Here is a 20744-nt window from a genome sequence, read left to right as displayed (position 1 = left end):
CTTTCCGGATTAATCCTCACATATTTTAATAACTCCTTGATTCACCAATCCCACAAAAATCGGCACTAATTCCGGATCGAATTGAAGCCCGGCATCTTCCTGCAGACGCTGCAGCGATTCCCCTACAGAAAGTGGTGCCTTGTAGGGACGTTTCGTCGTCATCGCATCAAAGGCATCTGCGACACATAATATCCTGGCGGAAAGAGGAATGTCGTTTCCGGCAATCTTTCGCGGATATCCGTTTCCGTCATATCTCTCATGGTGTCCAATGACCGCAGGGATAACATAGTCCAAGGACGGAAGATTTCTGATTATTCCAATGGAATTCTCCACATGTCCTTTGACAGTACTAAATTCTTCATCCGATAGTTTGTCCTCTTTATTCAGAATCTGCTCAGGGATTCCTATTTTGCCCACATCATGCAATAATGCGGACTCCCTGACGATTTCAATAAAATCTTCATCCATTCCATAACCATAGGCAAGTTCCGTCGCATAGTACGCAACGTTTCTGGAGTGTTTAAAGGTATAATGGTCTTTCGTGTCGATGGCCGCCGTCAGCGCACCAATGGTCTGCTCGTATTCCAGGTAGATTGTCTCCTTACTTTCGCTGCGGGTGGCAGTTCTTTCTTCCGGGTTCGGATTCCTTCCCACATGCACCATAACAGCATTTTTCCCGCTGTGTTTAACCTTGTAAATAGCCATATCGGCATTTTCTATCAATTCTTTTACTGTACTGGCCGAGTATGGTATGGAAGAGATCCCCCCACTGACCGTCAGCATCTTGAATGTGTAATCCGACTCTCTTCTGTTCATGTTCATGATTTGTTTGCGGATGATTTCAGCCAGGTTTTTGGATGACAGCAGGTCATATTTCGGTAATATTATAGCAAATTCCTTTCCACTGTACCGGGCCACATGGCCGCTTGCACCCACACTTGCCTTGACAATCCGGGCGACTTTCCGTAGGGCGTTGTCGCCTTCTTTGATTCCGTACAGCTGATTATAGAGTTTGAAATCATCCAAATTCAAAATGATCAAAGAAAGGCATCCGCCAGTATTATTCTCGAATTCCTGCTGCAGAATTTCATAAAAATATTTTCTATTGAGAAGGCCTGTCAAGTCATCCGTCCGAGCTTCCATATAGGCCTGTTCAAAAAGTCGGGAGTTTTTTACTGCTATGGAACCGATAGATTTCACGGAATTCAGAAAAACGATATCATTATAGGTAAAACCTGCCTTTTTTTCTTTTTCACACAAAAAAACTATTCCCATCATGCCGCTGTCGTCCATAAGGGGAACTGCACACTCAATTCCTAACTCCTGAAGCTGTTTTTTCTCCGCTTCCCACATGGATTTGTATTCGGTTGTGCGCCTGAAATCTTTCATCATCAGACATTCATTATTCTTTTCCAGCTCGGCAATCAGCGGATTCTCCACATTAATATTGTATTTTTTGTTCTCTAAAGGATTGGTGCTGTGCAGTACCTCGAATTTGCTATTTTTCTTGTCCGCAATACAAATGAAAATCTTCCTGACCGAAATAGATTTTTGGATAACATTGGTAATCTCTTTCAATATTTCCGATACATCCAGGCTCTTTGACGCATTCAGGCTGAAATTCTTCAGACTCTCCGCCTGCATGATTTCGTCCCGGATAAATATTTTATCTAGAAACCTTTTCAGAGCGTAATATAGTATAAGCGCAAACAGGGTAAAGATCACCACGATTACCAGTATAGTATTACGGGAAGACAGGCTGAACTTTTCGGTAATGAGTTTTTCCAACGGACTGATCATATAATAGAATATAACAAAAGACAAACCCGCCGTAACTACATAACAGGTTCCCCGTGAGATGACGAGCTTGAGCTGAAACAATTTCCTCTTGTAAAGCGCATAAAACATGAATAACGCATTGATGATGCCAGCCAGGATATCTGTTGGAAATCCTGTGAAGAATGGCAGCATGATTCCTATATTCCCGGCAAACAAAACGATGATTCCGATCAGGATAGGCATGAATTGCCCTTTTGCCAGAGTATTATTCTTGTAATACCGGAAAAGGTTGTACAGCATATGAAGGATGATTAAGGCACATGCACCGAACAGGATTATTATCGCCCATGTGTACTGATATACGAAGATCACTTCACCTTCATCAGAAATTTCCGGCTTGGGCGCAGCCAGGAAATATCCGGTTGCCACATTGATTATATTGATAATGATGATAACAGCCAACCAGAACTTCCCGGCCGGAGTTTTTTTTAAGTCTGCAAATCTGCTGACAAAAAAGTAAAAAGCATATGCAAGAAGCGTAAGTCCCAGAATAGAGACATCGTACCAGATTTTCAGGCCGGGCCACAGTTGCATCCTCATGCAGAAGGATCCTCCTGTCCAGAGTATGAGGGCAGCAAGGATAAGCAGAAATGCATTTACTATCGTGTTCTTTTTTGCCGCCAATAATGCCAGCAGAAGGAAAACATAGCATAATAAGGCGATAATTGATATGAATGCAAAACTGCCCATTATTAACCTCTCCTTCCCATCAACTTGAAATCCTTCTTGTCTATCTTCAATAACTCCATAACATCATAGGGCTGCGGGTTAATGCGTCTGAGTTTCTTACTAGTAGATTTTTCATAAAAGGAAAAGGTCCCGCATTTTAAAATCGTAATCTCCAGAGGATCCATTCCCAGAATCTTCTTCAAATCCTGATAATCACTGTCCACATATTTAAAATATATTGTCAGATGCTCTTTTAAAATTTCTCTACTCACCGCCGTGTTCAGGATCTGACCCTCCTTCATCTCCACGTATATATGCATGAGGGGGCGATTTTGTCTGTATTCCTTGACGGCAACCCAATTTTCGATGGGAAGTCCGGATAACTCGATGACGTTCTGAATTGAATGTTCGGATATCCGGGTAAATCCTGCAATGTCAATAATAGTAGGGATACGGTCTATGTAAATGAACCGCGGGATTCTCGTCCCCTCTTCCCTGCTCTCCAAGCCAACACATTCGTATACGTCCCCGACCCGGTACCTGACGAAGGCTCCCCCTTTTAAGACAGATATTACCAACTCGTATTTTTGTCCGGGTATGACTTCGTTCATGAGATAGGTAGCGGGCTTGTAGCCCTCCTCCTCGAAGGTTCTCAGCATTTCCGCCTCCGGAATGAATTCATAAAAGCATGCATCAGGAAAGAAGTACATGCCATTCCTTGTCCACGTTTCTGTGCCGATGATGGATGGTTCCGTTCCGGCAAAAAGCTCCATCGGTCGCACGCCCCACAGCTCTTCCAGATCATCCTTGTAACAGCGGTTATCAGTTCCGGCGCACATAAAACCTTTCAGTTTGAAAAGATCCTTTGGTTTCAGGTCACGATTCTCTTTTTTACATAAGTATTTCGCTATAAGAAATCTGGTTAAAATCTTGGGTGAAATACTCATCAGGCTGCTTTTTCCGGAAGAACCTTTTCCCAGGGTTGAAACGCTCAGGCTGACGTAGTATGCAACCGATCCGAGTCCAAAAAAGATATCTATCCCCTTTTTTAAGCCCATTTTAAACCCTTTTTTATTCCTCTCACTAAATGTCATCTGCATTGCGTCCTTTACTGGCGGGAGAAACTCAATGCTGATTTCTTCATTCAGGGCCAGCGGCATAAGCCCCGTGGCATAAGGCAGGGGCGCCAGGGCATACAGGAATTTATCGGTTTCCCGTGCATTAAATTTCCCTTTTTCAGTGCTTGTACAGAGTATGAGGCAGGCAATGATATTGTTCCTATACGTATCCAGCATACTGCTGGTATAAGGGGCCACTTTGATGGGATGCTTCCCGCATTCCCAGGTCGTCTGTATCCAGATAACCGGTTCATCCGGAAGCATATCCCCTTTTTTCTGTAGCAGAAAATCCGCATAATCACCATAGGTGGTTAACGGAACCATTTCCCTGAATTCTTCAATTGTTTTGGGGGGCTGCTTTCCAGCCAGCATTTTCCGCCCCAGTTCACATTTGCTCCAAAGTGAAATCTGTTCCTGCATCAGCCGGTTTTGGATGTTCATGTAAGAATCTATATCCAGATCCAGAAATCCACAGTATTCCTGCCATAATTGGCTGTACTGGCGTTTCTTCAACTTCTCCTCAAACTTCATTATACCATAATTTCCTTCCTCTTATAGGATCTGTATACATTTTTTTATACTTTTTAAATTCGGAATCAAAAACGGTGTGTTCTTTTGATATTCATCATAATTCTCAAACAACTTCATGAAAGTCCATCGGTCCTGAAACAGCGCATATAGAATATTCAGAACGTTGAACATGCCTGTTGCTGCCCAAAACAAGGGAATTTGTACAGCAAAAGCCGCAGATACATAGAACAAAAAAAAGAATATTACGCCGGGGTGTCTGCAGAGGGCATAAACACCCTCGTCGCATACCTTGAGGGTATCTGTCTTTTCCACATACGTATCTTTAAAGGGAAGGGCAAAAAACAGCGTATAAATCAATAATATCAGAAAGACTAGTGCCAAAGCGGCACATATGCCAGTACGGAACATATCCGTCAGCATATTCTCACGTTCCGACAGGAAAATGCCGGATGTCGATACAATAAGAAGGGAGGATCCTCCAAAGAAGGAATAACTTAAGATTGTCTTCTTCAGGATGATCTGGTTGATATCATACAAAAAAAATAACAGAAAGGCCGCCAGACCAAGAAGTAGATAAATCATTACGCTATGCCTCCGGTTAATTTTTTTAAAAAAAATGCAACCATAGAACCTGCTCAGCACAGGTTATACAATTGCAACTTGACAATCATAGCGGAAACCGCCTTAGACTAAAGCTTTGCGTCACTAGTTTTCACTAGTTTTGCTAAATGTTCAACTATGTTTTATGATATGATATACAACATCAAATGTCAACAAAAACGCATATAATATGCACATTTTCCGGTTCTAGAGCTTTGCTTTCAGCAGGATATTCCGAATCTGGTTTTTAATATCCAAAGAGTTGAACTGCGCAATAAGCGGTACCTGTCGGGGTTTTGGCAACAAATACGGAGATGCCGACCGTTTTATAATCCAGATTTACCATATTGGCATTGCTGCTAAAACCGCTCCGATAATGGTTGTTCTCTTTTCCTGCTTACCTCTCGAATTTTAGCCACGGTTAAACTATTGACTCCCTTGATCAGCTCCATTACTTTCTCGGGGGCCAGGGCCCTGCTGAAATAATACCCTTGGATGTAGTCACAGCCATGTTCCTTCAAATATTGATACTGTCGTTCATCTTCTACCCCTTCTGCCACGACGCAGTGCCCCATCCTGTGAGCCATAGAAATGATATCTCCCACGATTGTTTCATCTGAACTTAAAGTGAGCAGGTTGTCCACAAAACACTTGTCTATCTTCAGGTAATCCGCATTAAGTTCTCTTGCCCTGGCTAAGGAGGAATAACCCGTTCCAAAATCATCAATCGCAACTCTTACGCCAAATGTTTTAATCCTTCCAAGCCTTTCATTAACCGCTTCATAATTATCCGATAATACCGATTCTGTTATCTCCAGCACAAGATTTTTCAAGTTAACCTCGCTTTTCTGTGCCATCCGGATAAGTCCATCCGTAAAATCCTCCTGAATAAGCTGGATACCGGAGATGTTGACATTAACCTGTACATCACCATAACCGGACTTCTCTAGTCTGTTCATCAAGCCAAATGCCAGCCTGATGATTTTCTGCCCCAACGGCAGTATCAGCTGCATTTCCTCAGCCAAGGGAATAAATTCCGCCGGCGAAATGACTCCCAGCTTTTCATCTCTTAGCCTGGCCAGAGCTTCCAGCCCAGCAATCTTATTTGTTTTCAGGTCGAGCAGCGGCTGGTATTCCAGATATAAGGTGTCATCATTTTCCGTAAAAGCTGCCTCTAAAAGTATTGCCTTTATCCGGGCCCCACGTATGACTTTGCCCCGTAAGTCTTCCGTAAAGAAACAGCTGCCGCTCCCCTCCCCATTGACAGTCTGCTCTGCGGCGATAGATGCATTTTTAATAGCCTCTGCCGCATCACAATCCCACTCATCCAATTCCAAGACACCAATCCCGCATCCGGTCAGCTCCAAAACGCTTTCTATTTCCCGCAAGTTCCGAATCCTGCCGCAAAACTCCGACAGATATTCCGTCTTATCATATCCTGTGATGTAAAAAGCCATCCGTTCAAAGGATACCTGAAAAAGCCTGCAGCTTTTCCCGGTAAGGACAGACAGGCTCGAAGCCAGCTCCCTGAGCAGATTTTCACTGAATTGGTATCCGTAGGCTAAGCTGAGAGAGTTGAGTTTCTTGAACCTCAATACGGCCAGAGCCCTATTAACCTTGTCCCCGGTCAATTCGTACGCACCCAGAAGCTCCTCCAGGTGCCTGCGGTTGTATAAGCCTGTCAATGGGTCATGCACTCCAAAATATTTAAGCATGCGCTCCTGTTCTTTCCGGGCTGTTATGTCAATCAGTATACCCTCCAGGGCTTCCACCAGATTATTTTCGTCAAAAATAATCTGACCCATTTCCAGCACCCATTTCGTCTGACCTTCAGCCGTCAGAATTTCATATTCAGCCTGAAATTGTTTCTTCTCCACTAAAGCTTTTTTCCATTCCTCCTCAAGATAATCCCGGTATCGGGGCACAATCAGTTCCTTAAATGATAGATTCCTGTTGCCGATAAGCATTTTCGGAGTATACCCGGTCAGAGAAAAGCATCCTTCCGATACAAACAGCATTGTCCACTCTGGATCGTATTTACAGCGGTATGCCATTCCCGGCAGATTGGAAAGCAGAACTGACTTGCTTCTCTCTACCTCCCGTAAGGTGTCCAGAGTTGTTTTTCTTTCATGGATATCCCTTACCAGAGCCAAATAGGAGCAGGCAGTGGAATTGTCATATATATTCAAAGGTGTAACAGTCTGCTCTACCCAGTTAATAGATCCATCCGGTTTCATACATCGATTTTCCAGGGTGTATCTTTCAATCTCACCTAATTTCAGCTTTTCGAATAAATCCCGAGCCTTGCCCAGGTCCTCCGGATGGGTTATTGCATCCCATTCTGTTGCTTTTAATTCCGTTTCGTCTCTTCCTGTGATTTGCCCAAACATGGGATTAATACGGGAAAAGACTTTGTTTGTCATCTTCCCGGGTATGTCCTGGATTATGGCCACACCGATAGGTGACTGGTCGAAAATAGTGTGAAAGAGAGCTTCGCTTTCTGTCAGCCTCAACTCCGAATTCATCAGTTTCCGCAAGGCAGAATAAACAAGGCCGTAAATCAGGACAGCCGTTATACAGACGTATATTATTCCCTTAGTGACACTGAACATGAAGGCTTCTACATTTTCACCTGACACTGATCTGGCCACAAAATCAGTCACAACTATCCAGGTGCATCCAAACAAAAAATAGACGACTGTTATCATCATTGTTTTGCGTTTGGCAGACTGGGTTTCTAGTTTTTTCACGATATGGAAGTTCGGTACATTTTTCCCCATTTTCTTCTCCTGCAAAAGATTTATTTCTGTTCGCCATCATTCACTCTTTTCACAAAAAAACCTACCAGGTATTCAGGCACTGCAATCCATATATTCGCCCAGTGTGACCTTCAGCCTGCTGAAAGCATATTTTCTGTAGCCATATCTGCTGGCCAGTTCCTTGAATTCATCCGTCTTGTACACAGCCCTGAAAGGCATGTCCTGATCATCCATCAGATCCAAAATGGCCTGTGCAAAACCGCTTATTCGCAGACTTCCTACATTCAGACTTCTGTATCCAAGATACTCCCGGATTTCATTCAATCTTCTTAATGCCCTGTGATACGCATGATAGGCATCCGGTTCCGTCGCATTATTGCGGGCTTTAAATATCCTGTCTGATATCAGCCTCATCTCTCGCTGATTCAAGGACTTTTCATTTAAACTTTCATATCGGTAATTATCCGCCGCATCCCGGGCAACAGCAATCAGCCTGCTGCTGCATTCGATTGTCCTGCCGCCGTACAGGCTGATTATATTTTTGTCTTCGTTTATTCCAGCGCCTGCCGTCATTGTGATTTCAGAGAGCAGATCCCCTCCAAGCCCCTCATAGAGAGCCATAATCAGAAATTGGTCCCCGCTATTTGGAAGTTCAGCAACAAAATTCAGCAGACGGTTACGGGATATGAATTTTTCGTTCCGTTCCGATTTGTGTACGCAGTTTTCCAGCAAAGCCGTAGTCACCTCGTCAAAGTGATTCAAATCCACTCCCGGGAGTTTTTTTGTGACCGCATAGGCTGTGTATTTTCTCAAAATGCACGCAATCACCCTGAGCGATTGAATGGAAGTTGAACCAAATGATTGCAGCAGCGCTTCAATTTCATTCAATTCAAAAGAGGCTACATCTTTTTTGAATTTTTCTTCTGAGTCTTCCGTTTTTTTGAAAATATTCCATACATAGCCTTCATACTTTCCGCTATTGTATGTCCTGATGAATTCTTCTTTGAACTTTTGATTCACCACGAATATACCTCCCGATTTTACGTTGTGTAGGTTAGCATATTATAACATTATAACGCCATTCAGTCTATCCTTTAGAGGCTTTGCATGCACAGTCAAAAAAAGCTCCCCGCCGGCACCCGATTACTCACGCAGGGCGGGGGGAGCTATTTTATAACGGAGCAATCGGAATCTGCAGCTGGCACAAATCCACTTCTCTTTCGTTTTTATAAATGATGGAGTCCATGATGCACGCATCATAAATATTGCCAATTACTTTATAACCGTTCTCTTTTATCCATTGCAGAAGCATCTGCACATATTTTGTTTCATACGGCATGCCATACTTAGACATGCATGCATATTTTCCTGCCGGAAAAATAATCGTATTTGGCCCATCTTTCATTTCCCGGGGCACGAAAGTACATCCTCCGGCATTTTGCAGCGGATTTTCAGAATCCAGATACTCCTGGAAGAGCACAGCTCCCCAGTAACGGTTTGGGAGATATCCTTCATCCAGCAGAATGTTCCAAATCCGTGAAAGGGTTCGATGGATTCCCGGGTGGGTAACTTCCTCATCATCCCAGGGAAGCCATACAGCCTTTCTCTCTGGAAATTCCTGGATAGATGGTTTTTGTTCCTCGTGGATATCCCTGAAAGACTCCTTGCAGACATCAATCCGTTCCCTGATCTGAATCATCTGCTTATTCAATATATCTATCTGTCCTGCAATTTCCTGTTCCTGGGTTCGCAGAATATCCACCGCATCGTCACTACACGTGATGTTGGTGCCGATTTTGATATCTTCCAGTCTGATGCCAATTGATTTCAAAAAACAGATTTCCCTTAAAAGAGGTATCTGCTCAGCGCTATAATAGCGGTAACCGTTCGCATCTACAAATGATGGACTGAAAAGCTTAATCTTGTCATAATAAATCAGAGTCTGCCTGGATATGCCGTGTATTTTTGCCATTTCAGATATAGTAAGCCAGATGTCATTATTATTTGCTTGTTTCAAGTGATTAACCTCATTCGCGTGACTCATTTCCGAACCCCCTTTTTTTGATGATAACATAAATCCTTAAAATATTCATCTTAAAATTGAACAATATAATTCACATACCGATTGCATTCTGAAATTCGCATTTTCAGATTTGTCAAAAGCCCTGTTATGTACTATAATTTATAGGAGAAATAGTTAGCGGGGTGTAAGTTATGGATTTGATAATTTCAGTTTTGGCGGATTCAAAAATTTTTCAGGGCATAAGCAAGGAAACAATTCGAAAGAATTTTTCTTCTTTTTCCGGAAACATTAAGTCCTATCAGAAGGGGGAGATTTTCGTGTCGGAAGACGATTTCCAGAATTTCATAGGAATCATATTAGAAGGGGAATTTTGTGTCACCAAAATGTATTTAGACGGTTCTCAGTTTCTTTTGCAAAAGGCGGGGCCTTCATATGCCGTAGGAGTTGACATTGTTTTCACCCGCACGCAGATAAGTCCCTACAGTGTAAGCGCCACGGAGGATTCAAAGATTTTTCTGCTGCCAAATGATGTCATCCGAACTCCTGGTAAAATCGACGAAAAGTTCCGGCTCATCATACTGGAGAATATCCTGACAATCATCTCCCACGAAAACATGAGAAAATATAACACTCTGGAACTCCTGGCAAAAAAAAGCCTGAGGGACAAAGCAATTACCTATCTTTTACGCCAAAAAAAGAAATATAATTCTTCGACATTTACAATCCCCTTAAACAGGGAGCAATTGGCAGAATATCTCTGTGTAAACCGCAGCGCCCTATCCCACGAACTTTCCCTTATGCAAAAAGACGGTCTGATACGCTACACGAAAAACACCTTTACCATCCTGGCTCCGTAAACAGACAACAAAAAAAGGCTTGCAAAAGCCTTTTTTCGAATCGAAGTTTTTTGAACCTGCAAAATGAATATTTATGAATTCTCTTGCATCTAAATTACCACACATTATTTCATCCGTCTGTTGTTTGAACAACATTTTCCCGTTTTTTTGCTTTTTATTTTCCTTACATCCTAATCATTCGTGTTCAGCAGTTCAAATGAAAGCATCATATGAAGTCTGACCCGTGGATTATCCAGATCTGTCCTGATCATTTTCTCAATCTTTTTCAACCGGTACAGGAACGTGCTCTTATGTACAAATAAATCCTGAGCTGTCTGGGTTATGTTCCGTTCGTTTTCCAGGTAAACGCACAACGTCCTGAAATACTCTGTCTGATGTTTTTCGTCATAGTTCTTCAATTCTAAAAGATGCGGATCACACAGCATGAATGGAAGCAATTCCCCTGAAACCTGTTCAAAAAAATAGGCAAGCAAGTAATCATTGAATTTATACTGCCAAAACATAGGATTTTTCTGGCTACCAATCCTAAAAGCTTCCGTTGCCTGAATATAATAATAGAAGAACTGGCGAAAATCATTGCCCGTGGTGCTTACCCCCGCCTTAAACAGGCCTTCGCGAAGAAATATGACCAATTTTGAAAAAAAAGTGTCCGGCGTAATCTGGCTGTGTTCCGGATTCACCACAATAATGATCTTGTCCCTGTATAAAAACGTACAGTAAAATGGAAACATGTTTTCAAGGCGGTGACAGGTGTAGTCGATGGCATACGTGGAATAGTCCCGTTTTTGCAGATAAATACATACACAAAAATACTTGTCGTCCAGTTTCCATCCGAATGCTTCCAGTCGTTTTCTCAGCACCATCTCATTGGTGCCTTTTGTTTCCAGCATTTCTGTCAAAGACTGTCGGAGGTCCAGGGCTACATCCGGAAGCAGGATATTTCCCTGGCGCATTGCCGACAATACAACTTTCGCAAAGTGTTCTAAAAGCGCATAATCTCCTGCCGTTATTTCCCTGCCCAATTCATTCACGCAGATTCTGCCAAGATAGGTCTCTTCAAACCATAGATTGATATAGAGAATCCTGTATCCAAACTGCTGCTCCGAAAACATCTGAGATCCTTTCGTGTTCATGGTCTTCTGGTATTCGGGTGAAATTTTAAAATCATTCATAATCTCAACGGGCAGATGGCGTTTGCCTGAACCCGGATCTGAATTCCAGCTGAACTGCCCCGGCATTTCATTTACGCTGGCCATTATTTCCGAATTGGTATCATGGATAAAAATCGGATTTTCAAAGACGGGGATGCTGATGATGCAGATTTCCTCCAGGGAAAGATTCGACAAAAGGGCTTTCGTCAGTTCCTCATCCCATAAATTGAATTTCATGAAGATTCTCTGCACCTCATAATATATTTCATGCAATGATGTCTGCTCCGGCAGGCATATACAGGCATTCTTATTCAAGACCCTGCTTCGGGGTTCTCCTATGCATATAATTCCGTATCCGGAAATATCCAATGACTCATTGAAATACGCCGCCTCCCCCAGAAGCACGTGCTGGGGGATAGGACCGGAGCTCAGTTCCATTAACTGGGATCCGATGAAATCCAGCCGTGTGCCGGCATATCCTCCCTTTACTATGGGATTCCATGCCCTTAATCTCTCACATAGAATATTCATGCTCAATCTCATGATTCACCTCCCGATTCACGAAAATATGTTTGGTATAAAGTATATTAATTTTTTTCCAAATTGTCAATTCTATGTAGTATATACTTTGTCATTCTATACCTGTATAATGAGCTCATGTGATGCATTTAGATGTTTAACAATCTAGGAAATGGAGGAAATATCAATGTTATCGAAACGTGAAAACTTACTGGAAACCATAAGGGGAGGTCACCCGGACAGATATGTCAATTCGTACGAAGCTTTAGGTCTCGTAATTGACCCGATCATGACAAAAATCGGTGGTTTTGCTTACACAATGACACCTGGTGATGTAGAAGTCAACGGATGGGGGGTTACCATAACCTTCCCTGTCGGAGCACCCGGTCCTTTCCCTGTGCACGACGAGAAACATGTTTTAGTCAAAGATATAACAAAATGGAAAGAGGTTGTAAAGGCGCCGCCTGTGGTACTTACAGACGAGGAATGGACCGATGTAAAGAAACAAGTAGCATCGATTGACCGGAATGAACAGTTCGTCACGGCGTTTATGGCACCCGGAATGTTCGAAAAGCTGCATTACCTTATGAGTATAGAAGATGCCCTTATTGCTTTTTATGATGAACCGGAAGCAATGCATGAACTTATTGACTTTTTGACGGAATGGGAACTTTCCTACGCGAAAGAACTTATGAAACATATGAAGCCGGATGCAGTTTTCCACCATGATGACTGGGGAAGCCAGAAATCATCTTTCATTTCTCCGGAAATGTTTGAAGAATTCATTGTTCCTGCCTACAAGAAAATTTACGGATATTTTAAGGAACAGGGATGCCTCATCGTTCACCATTCAGACTCGTACGCCGCCAACCTGGTCGATTCTATGATTGACATGGGTATAGACATCTGGCAGGGCGTTATGTCAACAAATAATATTCCGGAACTGATTGAAAAGTATGGCGAAAAGCTCACATTTATGGGTGGCTTGGACAATGGCCTGATTGACAGAGAAGACTGGACACCAGAAAAAGTAGCCGCTTTTGTTGAAAAAACCTGTCAGGAGAACGGAACCAGATATTATATCCCATGCACAACCATGGGCGGTCCTGAAAGCACATATCCAGGAGTTTATGAAGCAGTCTGTTCCGAGATAGATCGTATGAGTAAAGTAATGTTTTAAATCTGCACTAAAAAGGGAGCTGCCTGGCCTGTTGAGCCGGCAGCTCCCTTTGAAATCAATGATTTACTTAACTATAAAAACCGGACATTTGCAATGGGAGATGACCCTCTGCGCAACGCTGCCGATCAGGTAATAGTCTTGAGCCGTCTTTCCGAGATTGCCGATTACTATAAAATCGACGCCCTTCTCTTCTGCATACTTGATAATTTCCCACGCAGGATTCCCGTGGAGCATTTCGTGCGAATAGTCCACGTGGGACTCTTCCGCCAGTTTTGAACATTTTTCCAACACTCCCTGAAATGACGAGTCCCAAAAGCCCTCTGTGTCTGCAGCATAAGGGCTGCAGACATCGCAAAATGCCAGGTACGAATTGTCGATTACCGATACACCGATGAGCTGGGCATCATAGAGACCGGCTAACTCTAAGGCCTTATACATTACTTTAGGTGCGTAATCAGAGTTATCCAGAGCAACTAAAATTTTTCTATTCATAACAACAGCCTCCTTATTAAGTATAAGTCACCGTTCCACAAACTTGCAGTTTATACCTTTTCCGCCTCTGCCTTCCTGCTTCTTCTCCTCAAGATTGAAAAAACCAGGATGCCCCCCAGCACGATTATGATCACATCGGCAACAAAGGCTGTTCTCAGATTGACTCCGGCAATGCCGCACCCTACTAAAATAATCATAAATGCCGCAATAAATCCAAAAAATCCATATATCCTTTTAATTAAACCCATTTCATCCCCCTGCTTTTACTGTTTGACTTAATTATACCCTCACCGGAAAAATTATTCAACTCATTTATCAGCCCGGCATTGTTTGCAATAACGCCGATATCCATTGATAACTGCACCCGTATAATGATATAATACGCATATAAAATTCCCGAAAATCGGGTTTTTCCGGTTATACTTCAAGTATAGCACTACAATAGTTTTACACTCAGATATTCAGAAAGAAGGACAGAACATTTATGGATACAAAACACAACAAACTCATTTTATTCACGACCAGCCTGGGTGCTTTCATTGTACCGTTCATCAATTCAGCCATTAACATCGCACTCCCGTCCATCAGCAGGGATTTTTCATTAGGTTCCATCCTTCTGAACTGGATTCCATTATCCTTTACTCTTGCCGTGGCAATATTCATTCTTCCATTTGGAAGGCTTGCAGATATTCTGGGCAGGAAGAAGCTCCTTGTTTTGGGTATGCTCCTATTTGCGATTTCTTCCATCCTGAGCGGACTATCTACCGGTCCTGGTATGCTGATCTTCTTCCGGATTTTTCAGGGAATTAGCGGTTCTGCGATTTCAGTCACTTTAATTTCCATTCTGACCTCCGTATTTCCAGCCGGTTCAAGAGGCAAGGCTTTGGGCTTGAACGTTGCAATGACCTATATAGGCTTGTCCGTCGGACCATACCTGGGCGGTCTGCTGGTTCAGTATTTCAGCTGGAGGAGCATATTCTTCTTTTCAGCAGTCATTGCCTTCATTATATTCATCTCTCTGATCGGGCTGAAGCAGGAGTGGGCCGAAGCGAAAGGGGAAAAATTCGACCTTGTGGGCTCAACCATTTATGGCATAGCCTTAATGGGTATTATTTCCGGTTTTTCTTTTATCCAGTCCATATGGGGCATCATCCTCATTCTGGTGGGGCTCGCAGCCACTGCTTTTTTTATTGTTTATGAAAACCGGACAAAATATCCCATTCTAAACATTTCACTCTTCAGATACAACAAGGTGCTGGCTTTTTCCTCCCTGGCTGCCCTGATAAATTACAGTGCTACCTTTGCACTCAGCTATCTTCTCAGCATTTATCTGCAAAACAATTTTGGATTTGATTCTGCTAAAGCCGGACTCGTTCTGATTGCCCAGCCCGTAGTTATGGCAGTCTTTTCTCCGGTTACAGGGTTTTTGTCGGATAGAATCGAGCCGCAAAAGGTCGCCACACTGGGTATGTCTATTACAACCCTGGGATTATGCTTCTTCATCTTTCTGAACAAAAACACCAGCATTGCCTATATTGTTGTGGCTCTGTTGATTCTCGGTTTTGGTTTTGCCCTGTTTTCATCTCCAAACACAAATGCTATTATGAGTTCCGTGGAAAAGAAATACTATGGTGTTACTTCTGGAATTCTGGGTGCGGCCAGAACGGTAGGTCAGGCTTTCAGCATGGGCATATCCTCCCTGGTTTTAGCGCTCATCATCGGAAACCAGCAGATCAGTCCGCAGAATGCACCCGAACTCCTTTCCGCCGTTAAAACAACATTTACAATCCTTGTTATACTTAGCTTTTTTGGAATATTCGCCTCCCTTGCCAGAGGAAAAATGCATACAGACACAGCCGAAAAAAAATAATCTCGTTTGTAGCACTTCCGGGAAATCAATATGAGAAAAAGCCAAAAATATGTACTGATCGTCTGATTCCTGGTTTCCATATTCACAATCGGGATAGTTGGATATAGAATCTTGCTTGATGTCAGCTTTATTGAAGCGTTTTATATGACATACATGACAGTTTCTGTATGAACATGCATTTTCTCCACAGCTATGGCGTCAGATATCTAAGATTTGTCATGCTGCCAAGCAGCTTGTACAATATGTTCTTTAACTCAGTATCAAAATCGGCGCCATAAATATAAATTCGTGCCGATACAGGATAATCCGTTATTATCCCATCAACACCAATCCGGCTCATTCCGCTGATATATTGGGGCGAGTTTGAAGTCCAGCAATATACAAGTTTTCCTGCCTGATGTATGGTATTGATCCGATCAGCGCTCAAAAACACCTGATTTAAGACGATTGCGTCCGCATACTCTATTTTTCTGTAATTTCCATACACCGTCGTCGCTATTAGACCTGTCATAATAGAATCATCCAATTCTTTGACTCTCTTGATTGCGCCGCCATTGAAAGAACTAATCATGACCGATTCAGACATATCCGCTTCCTGTACCAGGTTTACAACTTTTTCCGCTAGGCGGATTTCATTGCCATTTTCTGATTTAAGTTCAATTTTTAGTGCAATTTTACCATGGCATTCCTCCAGAATCTCCCTCAGACTCGGAACATGCTCCCCTTTAAAATCCGCAGAAAACCAAGAACCGGCATCCATCCGGTCTATTTGCCAGGAAAACATTTCTGACATGGCGGCATTGACTCCTGTGGTTCGCAGCAAGGATTCATCATGCATAAGATACACCACCCCATCCTTGCTTGTCTGAACATCTATCTCGATTCTGTCCGCTCCGGCTTCTATGGCGGATTCAACTGCGGCGACTGTATTTTCAGGAGCCTCAGAAGAAAATCCTTTGTGTGCAATTATTTCCGGACATGTCAGATCCAGATAATACGCATACCTTGTAAATGTGTTCCTGAAATATTTTGGACCAATGAGGCTAAGGGAGAACACAGCCGTCAAAAGGATAATGGAGATTGTCCAGTATTTGATTCCGACTTTCCTTGAATCAATCTGTGGAAAATCCGGGAACATTTCTTCCCTCTTGCACAGACGGTACAAACGGGCGGCAACAAAACTGTTTATAATGCTAAAAATCACCACAGTGACCAGGGTAATCGCCGTTTCCAGAATCTGCACGGCCGACAGGAACATGCCAAAAACCCCCTCTGCCGTGCCGTTGTTTGCTAAAGCAAGAGTTATAAACATTGAAATGATCAAATACATTCCCAGGATCAGAATGCTTGCCCAGAACAAGGCAACAACGAGATAAAACATATTTCGCAGCCAGTGCTTGCAGATTATTCTAAAACCTTCAACAATTGCTTTTCTAATCGTTTTCCCCTCTAAAAAAACGATTGGATAAACAAACATCGTAAAACTATTGATTATCAGAATAATAACTATTGCGGTTCCAAAATGCCAGTCCTGCATATTAATAACCCTGTCAAGACCAAACCGAAAATAAAAGGAAAGAAGAAACACAAAATTCGAGAACGGATGTGCAATTATCAGGATAATTACACCGATTACGGATTGGTTTTTTAGCGCACAATGAAATTCCGCAACACTTTGTCTGACTAAGTTTCCCAATGACCTTATGGAAGGATTATTAGCGAGCGTATACATTGAAGTTATCCTGAACAAGGAAAGAACCATAAAGATCGCGAATAACAAAATAAAGCTCAACATGGAAAGCGGTTCGGACAGCAAAACCTTAAGATCGGAATTCGTCAGATAATCGAGATTGGCGCTTTCCAAAGAAAAAAACAACAGATTCCTGCTTAGCGGCATTAATAACAAACTGATCAGAATTTCTATAACCAGGTTAAATGTCACGGCAAGCCCAAGAATCTGACGCAGGCTTTGCCATGTACTCAAAAAAAAGTGATTCTTATGCCTGATTTCTTTTTTGCTTCGCATCATCCTATTGCCTTTCACAGAGTAAACTTCACGTACTTTTCACCATATTCCCAAATGCATGACACATCCCGGCGGTATATTGATTACACAAAGCAATTGACTTTGTAAATATAAATCTTTTTCATAGCCGGCGGGACTAGCCATCCTGCCGGCCTCCTTCTTTTATTATTCGAGCCAGCATTTGTTCTGCTTCATCCAAATCATCTTCTGACAGGACCACGAACCCTGCATTTCTAAGCATCTCCGCTGCAACTCCCTGCCCTGAGATTTTCTGTCCCGTAAAGCTTCCGTCGTAGATCGTTCTGCTCCCACAGGATGGGCTGCTTTGCTTCATGATTGCAAAAGCCGCACTGTTTTCCTGTGCCAGTCTGAGAGCTTCCTTTGCCCCACAGATATATTCCTGGGTTATGTCCGTACCATCCCTTGCAATCACCTTGTCATCCACCCTCTGGGCATCTGCACGGGGGACCGGCAGTCCCCCGAAAACCTCAGGGCAGATTGGTACCAGCCGCCCCTCTTCCTTCCATCCAGCAAACCGTTTATCTGTCAGCGGTATGTTCTTTCCGTCATATCGAACTGCCCTGCCCCCATACAGACATTCACTTACAAGGATTTTTTTCATCTGCTTCCTCCGATCAAAAGATTGAATTTTACTGCATTTTACTACTATGCATATTTATAAAATGATGCTATAATCTCCTAATGGAGTCATAGCTCAGCTGGGATGAGCGTCCGCCTGACACGCGGGAGGTCATGGGTTCGAGCCCCATTGGCTCCATTTTTTTGTGTGTTTTTATATATATAAAAGCAATGCGATTATTTCCAGATCCTCCTGTGTGTCATTAATCAACGCATGGCTCTCTCCGTCGTCAGTCAGGGCAAAATCGCCTTCGTATACCTCAGCTTCTCTGCCATTATCGATTATCTTACCTTTCCCTTTCAGGATATAATACCCCTCAAAATCGCCTTCATGCAGATGATTTCCAATGGAGACACCCGGTTTGAGTATCATTTTCGAAAAAACCCTGCCCTTTCCACGAAATTCCTCCTGTGTCAAAAACGGAATCATCATCACCTCGCCATTGCCACCCTGGATATTTCTTGGTATTGCCGTTAAATCTTCTCTTCTTTTTATCATGATATCCTCCCTTTTAACTTCACTGTTTTTTCATCTTTTGTACATATTTTTTTCACTTTCACCTGTTATATTAAATACACCAAGCAAATACCTTTTAATATATATTTTTCATTTGAGCCGGTCCGGGAGAAATTCCGACCGGCTCCCTCTCTTTTCAGGGAATCCACTAAGCGATTCCAGGTATCACCGGCACTTCGTCCGTAATGAATATATAATCATCCCCCGCTTCACATTCAAAAGCCAGCACCTTTACCCCTTGCTGTTTCGCTTCTTCCAGCACAAGTCCGAATTTTGGATGGGTATCCATGTTAGGCGTGAAATATTTCGCTCCTTTCATCTGTATAACAAAAATAACATATGCCTCAAACCCTTCCCTTATGCATTCGCATAGCTCATTGACATGACGGACTCCTCGCTCAGTAGGAGCATCCGGGAACTTCATAACTCCATTTTTTTCCAGTGTAACTCCCTTAACCTCAATGAACATCTTCCTGTCCCCGGATTCCACATAAAAATCAAATCTGGAGTTCAGATGCCTGCACTCCGGTTTTATGTGTGTGATATCTGGAATAAGTTTTCCCTGTTGAAGGAATTCCATGAATATTTTATTAGGAGCCTGGGAATCGATATTAATAATTTTGTTTCCTTTGTATGCGCTGATTAAATCATAGCTCGTTTTTCTGGATGGAGAGGGCAGATGCTGAAGAAAAACATCGGTGCCAGGCAGCAGAATTTCTTTGCACCGTCCGGTGTTTTTTACATGACATACCCGGCTTATGCCTTCCACTTCCACATTCGCGATGAATCGGTTTGGCCTGTCAATAAATTTCCCGGAAATTACGTTATTGTATATCATTTGATTTCTTCGACATCCCTTCTCATACAAATCCCCGGCACAGGTACCAGAAATCGGCACCTGCACCGGGGTTAAAATTGGCACCTATGGCAAATCAATAACTTTAAGCTTTTCCATCACTGCCGAGCACATTTACAATTTTATGGGCAACCACGTCCTTAATATTGCTTCTTCCCACCTTCAGGTATTCCCTGGGATCAAATATCGCAGGATTTTTGAATAAAACCTGTCTGATTCCGGCGGTCATAGCCAGACGCAAATCTGTATCGATATTAATTTTGCAGACTGCCGATTTTGCGGCTCTTCTTAACATTTCCTCCGGTATGCCGATAGCATCAGAGAGATTTCCACCATTTTCCTGTATAATCTTAACATATTCCTGGGAAACGCTGGATGCACCATGCAATACAATCGGGAACTCTGGAATGCGCTTCGTGATTTCATCCAAAATATCAAACCTCAACACAGGATTATGGCCTGGTTTGAATTTGTAGGCTCCATGACTGGTACCTATGGCAATGGCCAGGGAATCAACATTTGTGCGGCTTACAAATTCCTCAACTTCGTCCGGGTGAGTATAGCTTGCATCTTCGGCACTTACGTTTACGTCGTCCTCAACTCCGGCCAGTTTTCCAAGCTCGCCTTCCACTACCACGCCTCTTTCATGGGCATAGTCGACCACTCTTCTGGTAATTTCAATATTTTCCTTAAAGGAATGGTTTGAACCGTCAATCATTACGGAGGTGAACCCGCCGTCGATGCAGGCCTTGCAGATTTCAAAATCATCTCCGTGATCCAGGTGAAGGGCAATAGGGATATCGTTTTCGATCAGCGCTGCCTCCACCAGTTTCGTTAAATATGTGTGGTTGGCGTATTTTCTTGCACCAGCTGATACCTGTAAGATTAACGGAGATCTCAGTTCTCCCGCAGCTTCCGTGATACCCTGCACGATTTCCATGTTGTTCACATTAAAAGCTCCAATTGCATAACCGCCTGTATAAGCCTTCTCAAACATTTCTGTAGTCGTTACCAATGCCATAATAATTGACCTCCAAAGTTTTTCTCCATTTTATTTGTTTTGATTCAACAAACATCTTCGTTCTCTAATTTAACACG

The 20744-nt window shown here is 42.8% G+C and carries 17 protein-coding genes, 1 tRNA gene and 1 riboswitch; of the genes, 4 read left to right on the top strand and 14 right to left on the bottom strand.

All coding sequences use genetic code 11. From position 1 onward, the window contains the following. Positions 1-9 precede the first annotated feature (9 nt). The 6 genes from BUA79_RS07155 to BUA79_RS07130 all read right to left on the bottom strand — a co-directional run bounded on the left by BUA79_RS07155 (position 10) and on the right by BUA79_RS07130 (position 9560). Complete coding sequence (locus BUA79_RS07155) at positions 10-2529, bottom strand: histidine kinase N-terminal 7TM domain-containing diguanylate cyclase/phosphohydrolase (protein WP_073993681.1); 2520 nt, start codon at positions 2527-2529, stop codon at positions 10-12. Positions 2530-2531: 2 nt separating this feature from the next. Beyond that, the gene (locus tag BUA79_RS07150; RefSeq protein ID WP_073993680.1) at positions 2532-4157 is read right to left on the bottom strand and encodes a GH3 family acyl-acid amido synthetase; all 1626 of its coding nucleotides are present in this window, start codon (positions 4155-4157) and stop codon (positions 2532-2534) included. Between the two features lie 21 nt (positions 4158-4178). Beyond that, the gene (locus BUA79_RS07145; protein ID WP_073993679.1) at positions 4179-4739 is read right to left on the bottom strand and encodes a methyltransferase family protein; all 561 of its coding nucleotides are present in this window, start codon (positions 4737-4739) and stop codon (positions 4179-4181) included. A 69-nt stretch (positions 4740-4808) separates the two neighbouring features. Beyond that, a riboswitch (cyclic di-GMP riboswitch) is annotated at positions 4809-4893 on the bottom strand. Between the two features lie 223 nt (positions 4894-5116). Next, positions 5117-7537, bottom strand: coding sequence for a sensor domain-containing protein (locus BUA79_RS07140; protein WP_073993678.1), 2421 nt, complete (start codon positions 7535-7537; stop codon positions 5117-5119). Positions 7538-7609: 72 nt separating this feature from the next. After that, positions 7610-8539, bottom strand: coding sequence for a phage lytic cycle repressor MrpR family protein (locus BUA79_RS07135; RefSeq protein ID WP_073993677.1), 930 nt, complete (start codon positions 8537-8539; stop codon positions 7610-7612). 148 nt (positions 8540-8687) lie between these two features. After that, the gene (locus BUA79_RS07130) at positions 8688-9560 is read right to left on the bottom strand and encodes a MerR family transcriptional regulator (protein ID WP_073993676.1); all 873 of its coding nucleotides are present in this window, start codon (positions 9558-9560) and stop codon (positions 8688-8690) included. Positions 9561-9730: 170 nt separating this feature from the next. On the opposite strand from BUA79_RS07130, the gene BUA79_RS07125 reads away from it, so the two are divergent. After that, the gene (locus tag BUA79_RS07125) at positions 9731-10396 is read left to right on the top strand and encodes a Crp/Fnr family transcriptional regulator (RefSeq protein WP_073993675.1); all 666 of its coding nucleotides are present in this window, start codon (positions 9731-9733) and stop codon (positions 10394-10396) included. Between the two features lie 170 nt (positions 10397-10566). Here the strand turns inward: BUA79_RS07125 and BUA79_RS07120 are convergent, their stop codons facing one another. After that, positions 10567-12090, bottom strand: coding sequence for a PucR family transcriptional regulator (locus tag BUA79_RS07120; protein WP_073993674.1), 1524 nt, complete (start codon positions 12088-12090; stop codon positions 10567-10569). A gap of 163 nt (positions 12091-12253) precedes the next feature. Between BUA79_RS07120 and BUA79_RS07115 the strand changes: the two genes are divergently transcribed. Beyond that, entirely contained in the window at positions 12254-13246 is a 993-nt protein-coding gene (locus tag BUA79_RS07115) for a uroporphyrinogen decarboxylase family protein (protein ID WP_073993673.1), read from the top strand. 63 nt (positions 13247-13309) lie between these two features. Here BUA79_RS07115 and BUA79_RS07110 read toward each other — a convergent pair whose 3' ends face one another. Next, positions 13310-13738 (bottom strand): universal stress protein, encoded by a 429-nt coding sequence (locus BUA79_RS07110; protein ID WP_073993672.1) that lies wholly within the window; start codon positions 13736-13738, stop codon positions 13310-13312. 50 nt (positions 13739-13788) lie between these two features. Beyond that, positions 13789-13986: a hypothetical protein gene (locus BUA79_RS07105; RefSeq protein WP_073993671.1), complete on the bottom strand. Its 198-nt coding sequence runs from the start codon at positions 13984-13986 to the stop codon at positions 13789-13791. Positions 13987-14222: 236 nt separating this feature from the next. Between BUA79_RS07105 and BUA79_RS07100 the strand changes: the two genes are divergently transcribed. Beyond that, complete coding sequence (locus BUA79_RS07100; protein ID WP_073993670.1) at positions 14223-15608, top strand: MFS transporter; 1386 nt, start codon at positions 14223-14225, stop codon at positions 15606-15608. 190 nt (positions 15609-15798) lie between these two features. On the opposite strand, the gene BUA79_RS07095 is transcribed toward BUA79_RS07100, so the two are convergent. Together BUA79_RS07095 and BUA79_RS07090 are read right to left on the bottom strand one after the other, a co-directional pair. Next, positions 15799-17637: a glycerophosphodiester phosphodiesterase family protein gene (locus BUA79_RS07095; protein ID WP_094757355.1), complete on the bottom strand. Its 1839-nt coding sequence runs from the start codon at positions 17635-17637 to the stop codon at positions 15799-15801. Positions 17638-17770: 133 nt separating this feature from the next. Next, on the bottom strand, positions 17771-18256 hold the full coding sequence (locus tag BUA79_RS07090; RefSeq protein WP_073993668.1) for a 2-thiouracil desulfurase family protein: 486 nt from the start codon (positions 18254-18256) through the stop codon (positions 17771-17773). Positions 18257-18338: 82 nt separating this feature from the next. Between BUA79_RS07090 and BUA79_RS07085 the strand changes: the two genes are divergently transcribed. Further along, positions 18339-18412, top strand: a tRNA-Val gene (locus BUA79_RS07085). Between the two features lie 15 nt (positions 18413-18427). On the opposite strand, the gene BUA79_RS07080 is transcribed toward BUA79_RS07085, so the two are convergent. The 3 genes from BUA79_RS07080 to fba form a co-directional block, all read right to left on the bottom strand. Then, complete coding sequence (locus tag BUA79_RS07080) at positions 18428-18772, bottom strand: cupin domain-containing protein (protein ID WP_073993667.1); 345 nt, start codon at positions 18770-18772, stop codon at positions 18428-18430. A 166-nt stretch (positions 18773-18938) separates the two neighbouring features. Continuing rightward, the gene (gene sfsA / locus BUA79_RS07075; RefSeq protein ID WP_330389211.1) at positions 18939-19712 is read right to left on the bottom strand and encodes a DNA/RNA nuclease SfsA; all 774 of its coding nucleotides are present in this window, start codon (positions 19710-19712) and stop codon (positions 18939-18941) included. A gap of 19 nt (positions 19713-19731) precedes the next feature. Next, a complete protein-coding gene (fba, locus tag BUA79_RS07070; RefSeq protein WP_073993665.1) occupies positions 19732-20667 on the bottom strand; it encodes a class II fructose-1,6-bisphosphate aldolase in 936 nt (311 codons plus the stop codon). Positions 20668-20744 lie beyond the last annotated feature (77 nt).

This window comes from Parasporobacterium paucivorans DSM 15970 (assembly GCF_900141895.1).
In the GTDB taxonomy this organism is placed as follows: Bacteria; Bacillota; Clostridia; order Lachnospirales; family Lachnospiraceae; genus Parasporobacterium; species Parasporobacterium paucivorans.
Note: the sequence above shows the minus strand (reverse complement) of the source record. Positions and strands in the feature narration are given on the sequence as shown.

Coding starts and splice junctions, on each gene's coding strand:
- fba (WP_073993665.1), bottom strand. CDS start 20,667: ATGGCATTGGTAACGACTACAGAAATGTTTGAGAAGGCTTATACAGGC.
- BUA79_RS07120 (WP_073993674.1), bottom strand. CDS start 12,090: ATGAGATTGAGCATGAATATTCTATGTGAGAGATTAAGGGCATGGAAT.
- BUA79_RS07100 (WP_073993670.1), top strand. CDS start 14,223: ATGGATACAAAACACAACAAACTCATTTTATTCACGACCAGCCTGGGT.
- BUA79_RS07155 (WP_073993681.1), bottom strand. CDS start 2,529: ATGGGCAGTTTTGCATTCATATCAATTATCGCCTTATTATGCTATGTT.
- BUA79_RS07110 (WP_073993672.1), bottom strand. CDS start 13,738: ATGAATAGAAAAATTTTAGTTGCTCTGGATAACTCTGATTACGCACCT.
- BUA79_RS07095 (WP_094757355.1), bottom strand. CDS start 17,637: ATGATGCGAAGCAAAAAAGAAATCAGGCATAAGAATCACTTTTTTTTG.
- BUA79_RS07125 (WP_073993675.1), top strand. CDS start 9,731: ATGGATTTGATAATTTCAGTTTTGGCGGATTCAAAAATTTTTCAGGGC.
- BUA79_RS07115 (WP_073993673.1), top strand. CDS start 12,254: ATGTTATCGAAACGTGAAAACTTACTGGAAACCATAAGGGGAGGTCAC.
- BUA79_RS07090 (WP_073993668.1), bottom strand. CDS start 18,256: ATGAAAAAAATCCTTGTAAGTGAATGTCTGTATGGGGGCAGGGCAGTT.
- BUA79_RS07130 (WP_073993676.1), bottom strand. CDS start 9,560: ATGAGTCACGCGAATGAGGTTAATCACTTGAAACAAGCAAATAATAAT.
- BUA79_RS07145 (WP_073993679.1), bottom strand. CDS start 4,739: ATGATTTATCTACTTCTTGGTCTGGCGGCCTTTCTGTTATTTTTTTTG.
- BUA79_RS07105 (WP_073993671.1), bottom strand. CDS start 13,986: ATGGGTTTAATTAAAAGGATATATGGATTTTTTGGATTTATTGCGGCA.
- BUA79_RS07150 (WP_073993680.1), bottom strand. CDS start 4,157: ATGAAGTTTGAGGAGAAGTTGAAGAAACGCCAGTACAGCCAATTATGG.
- BUA79_RS07140 (WP_073993678.1), bottom strand. CDS start 7,537: ATGGGGAAAAATGTACCGAACTTCCATATCGTGAAAAAACTAGAAACC.
- BUA79_RS07080 (WP_073993667.1), bottom strand. CDS start 18,772: ATGATAAAAAGAAGAGAAGATTTAACGGCAATACCAAGAAATATCCAG.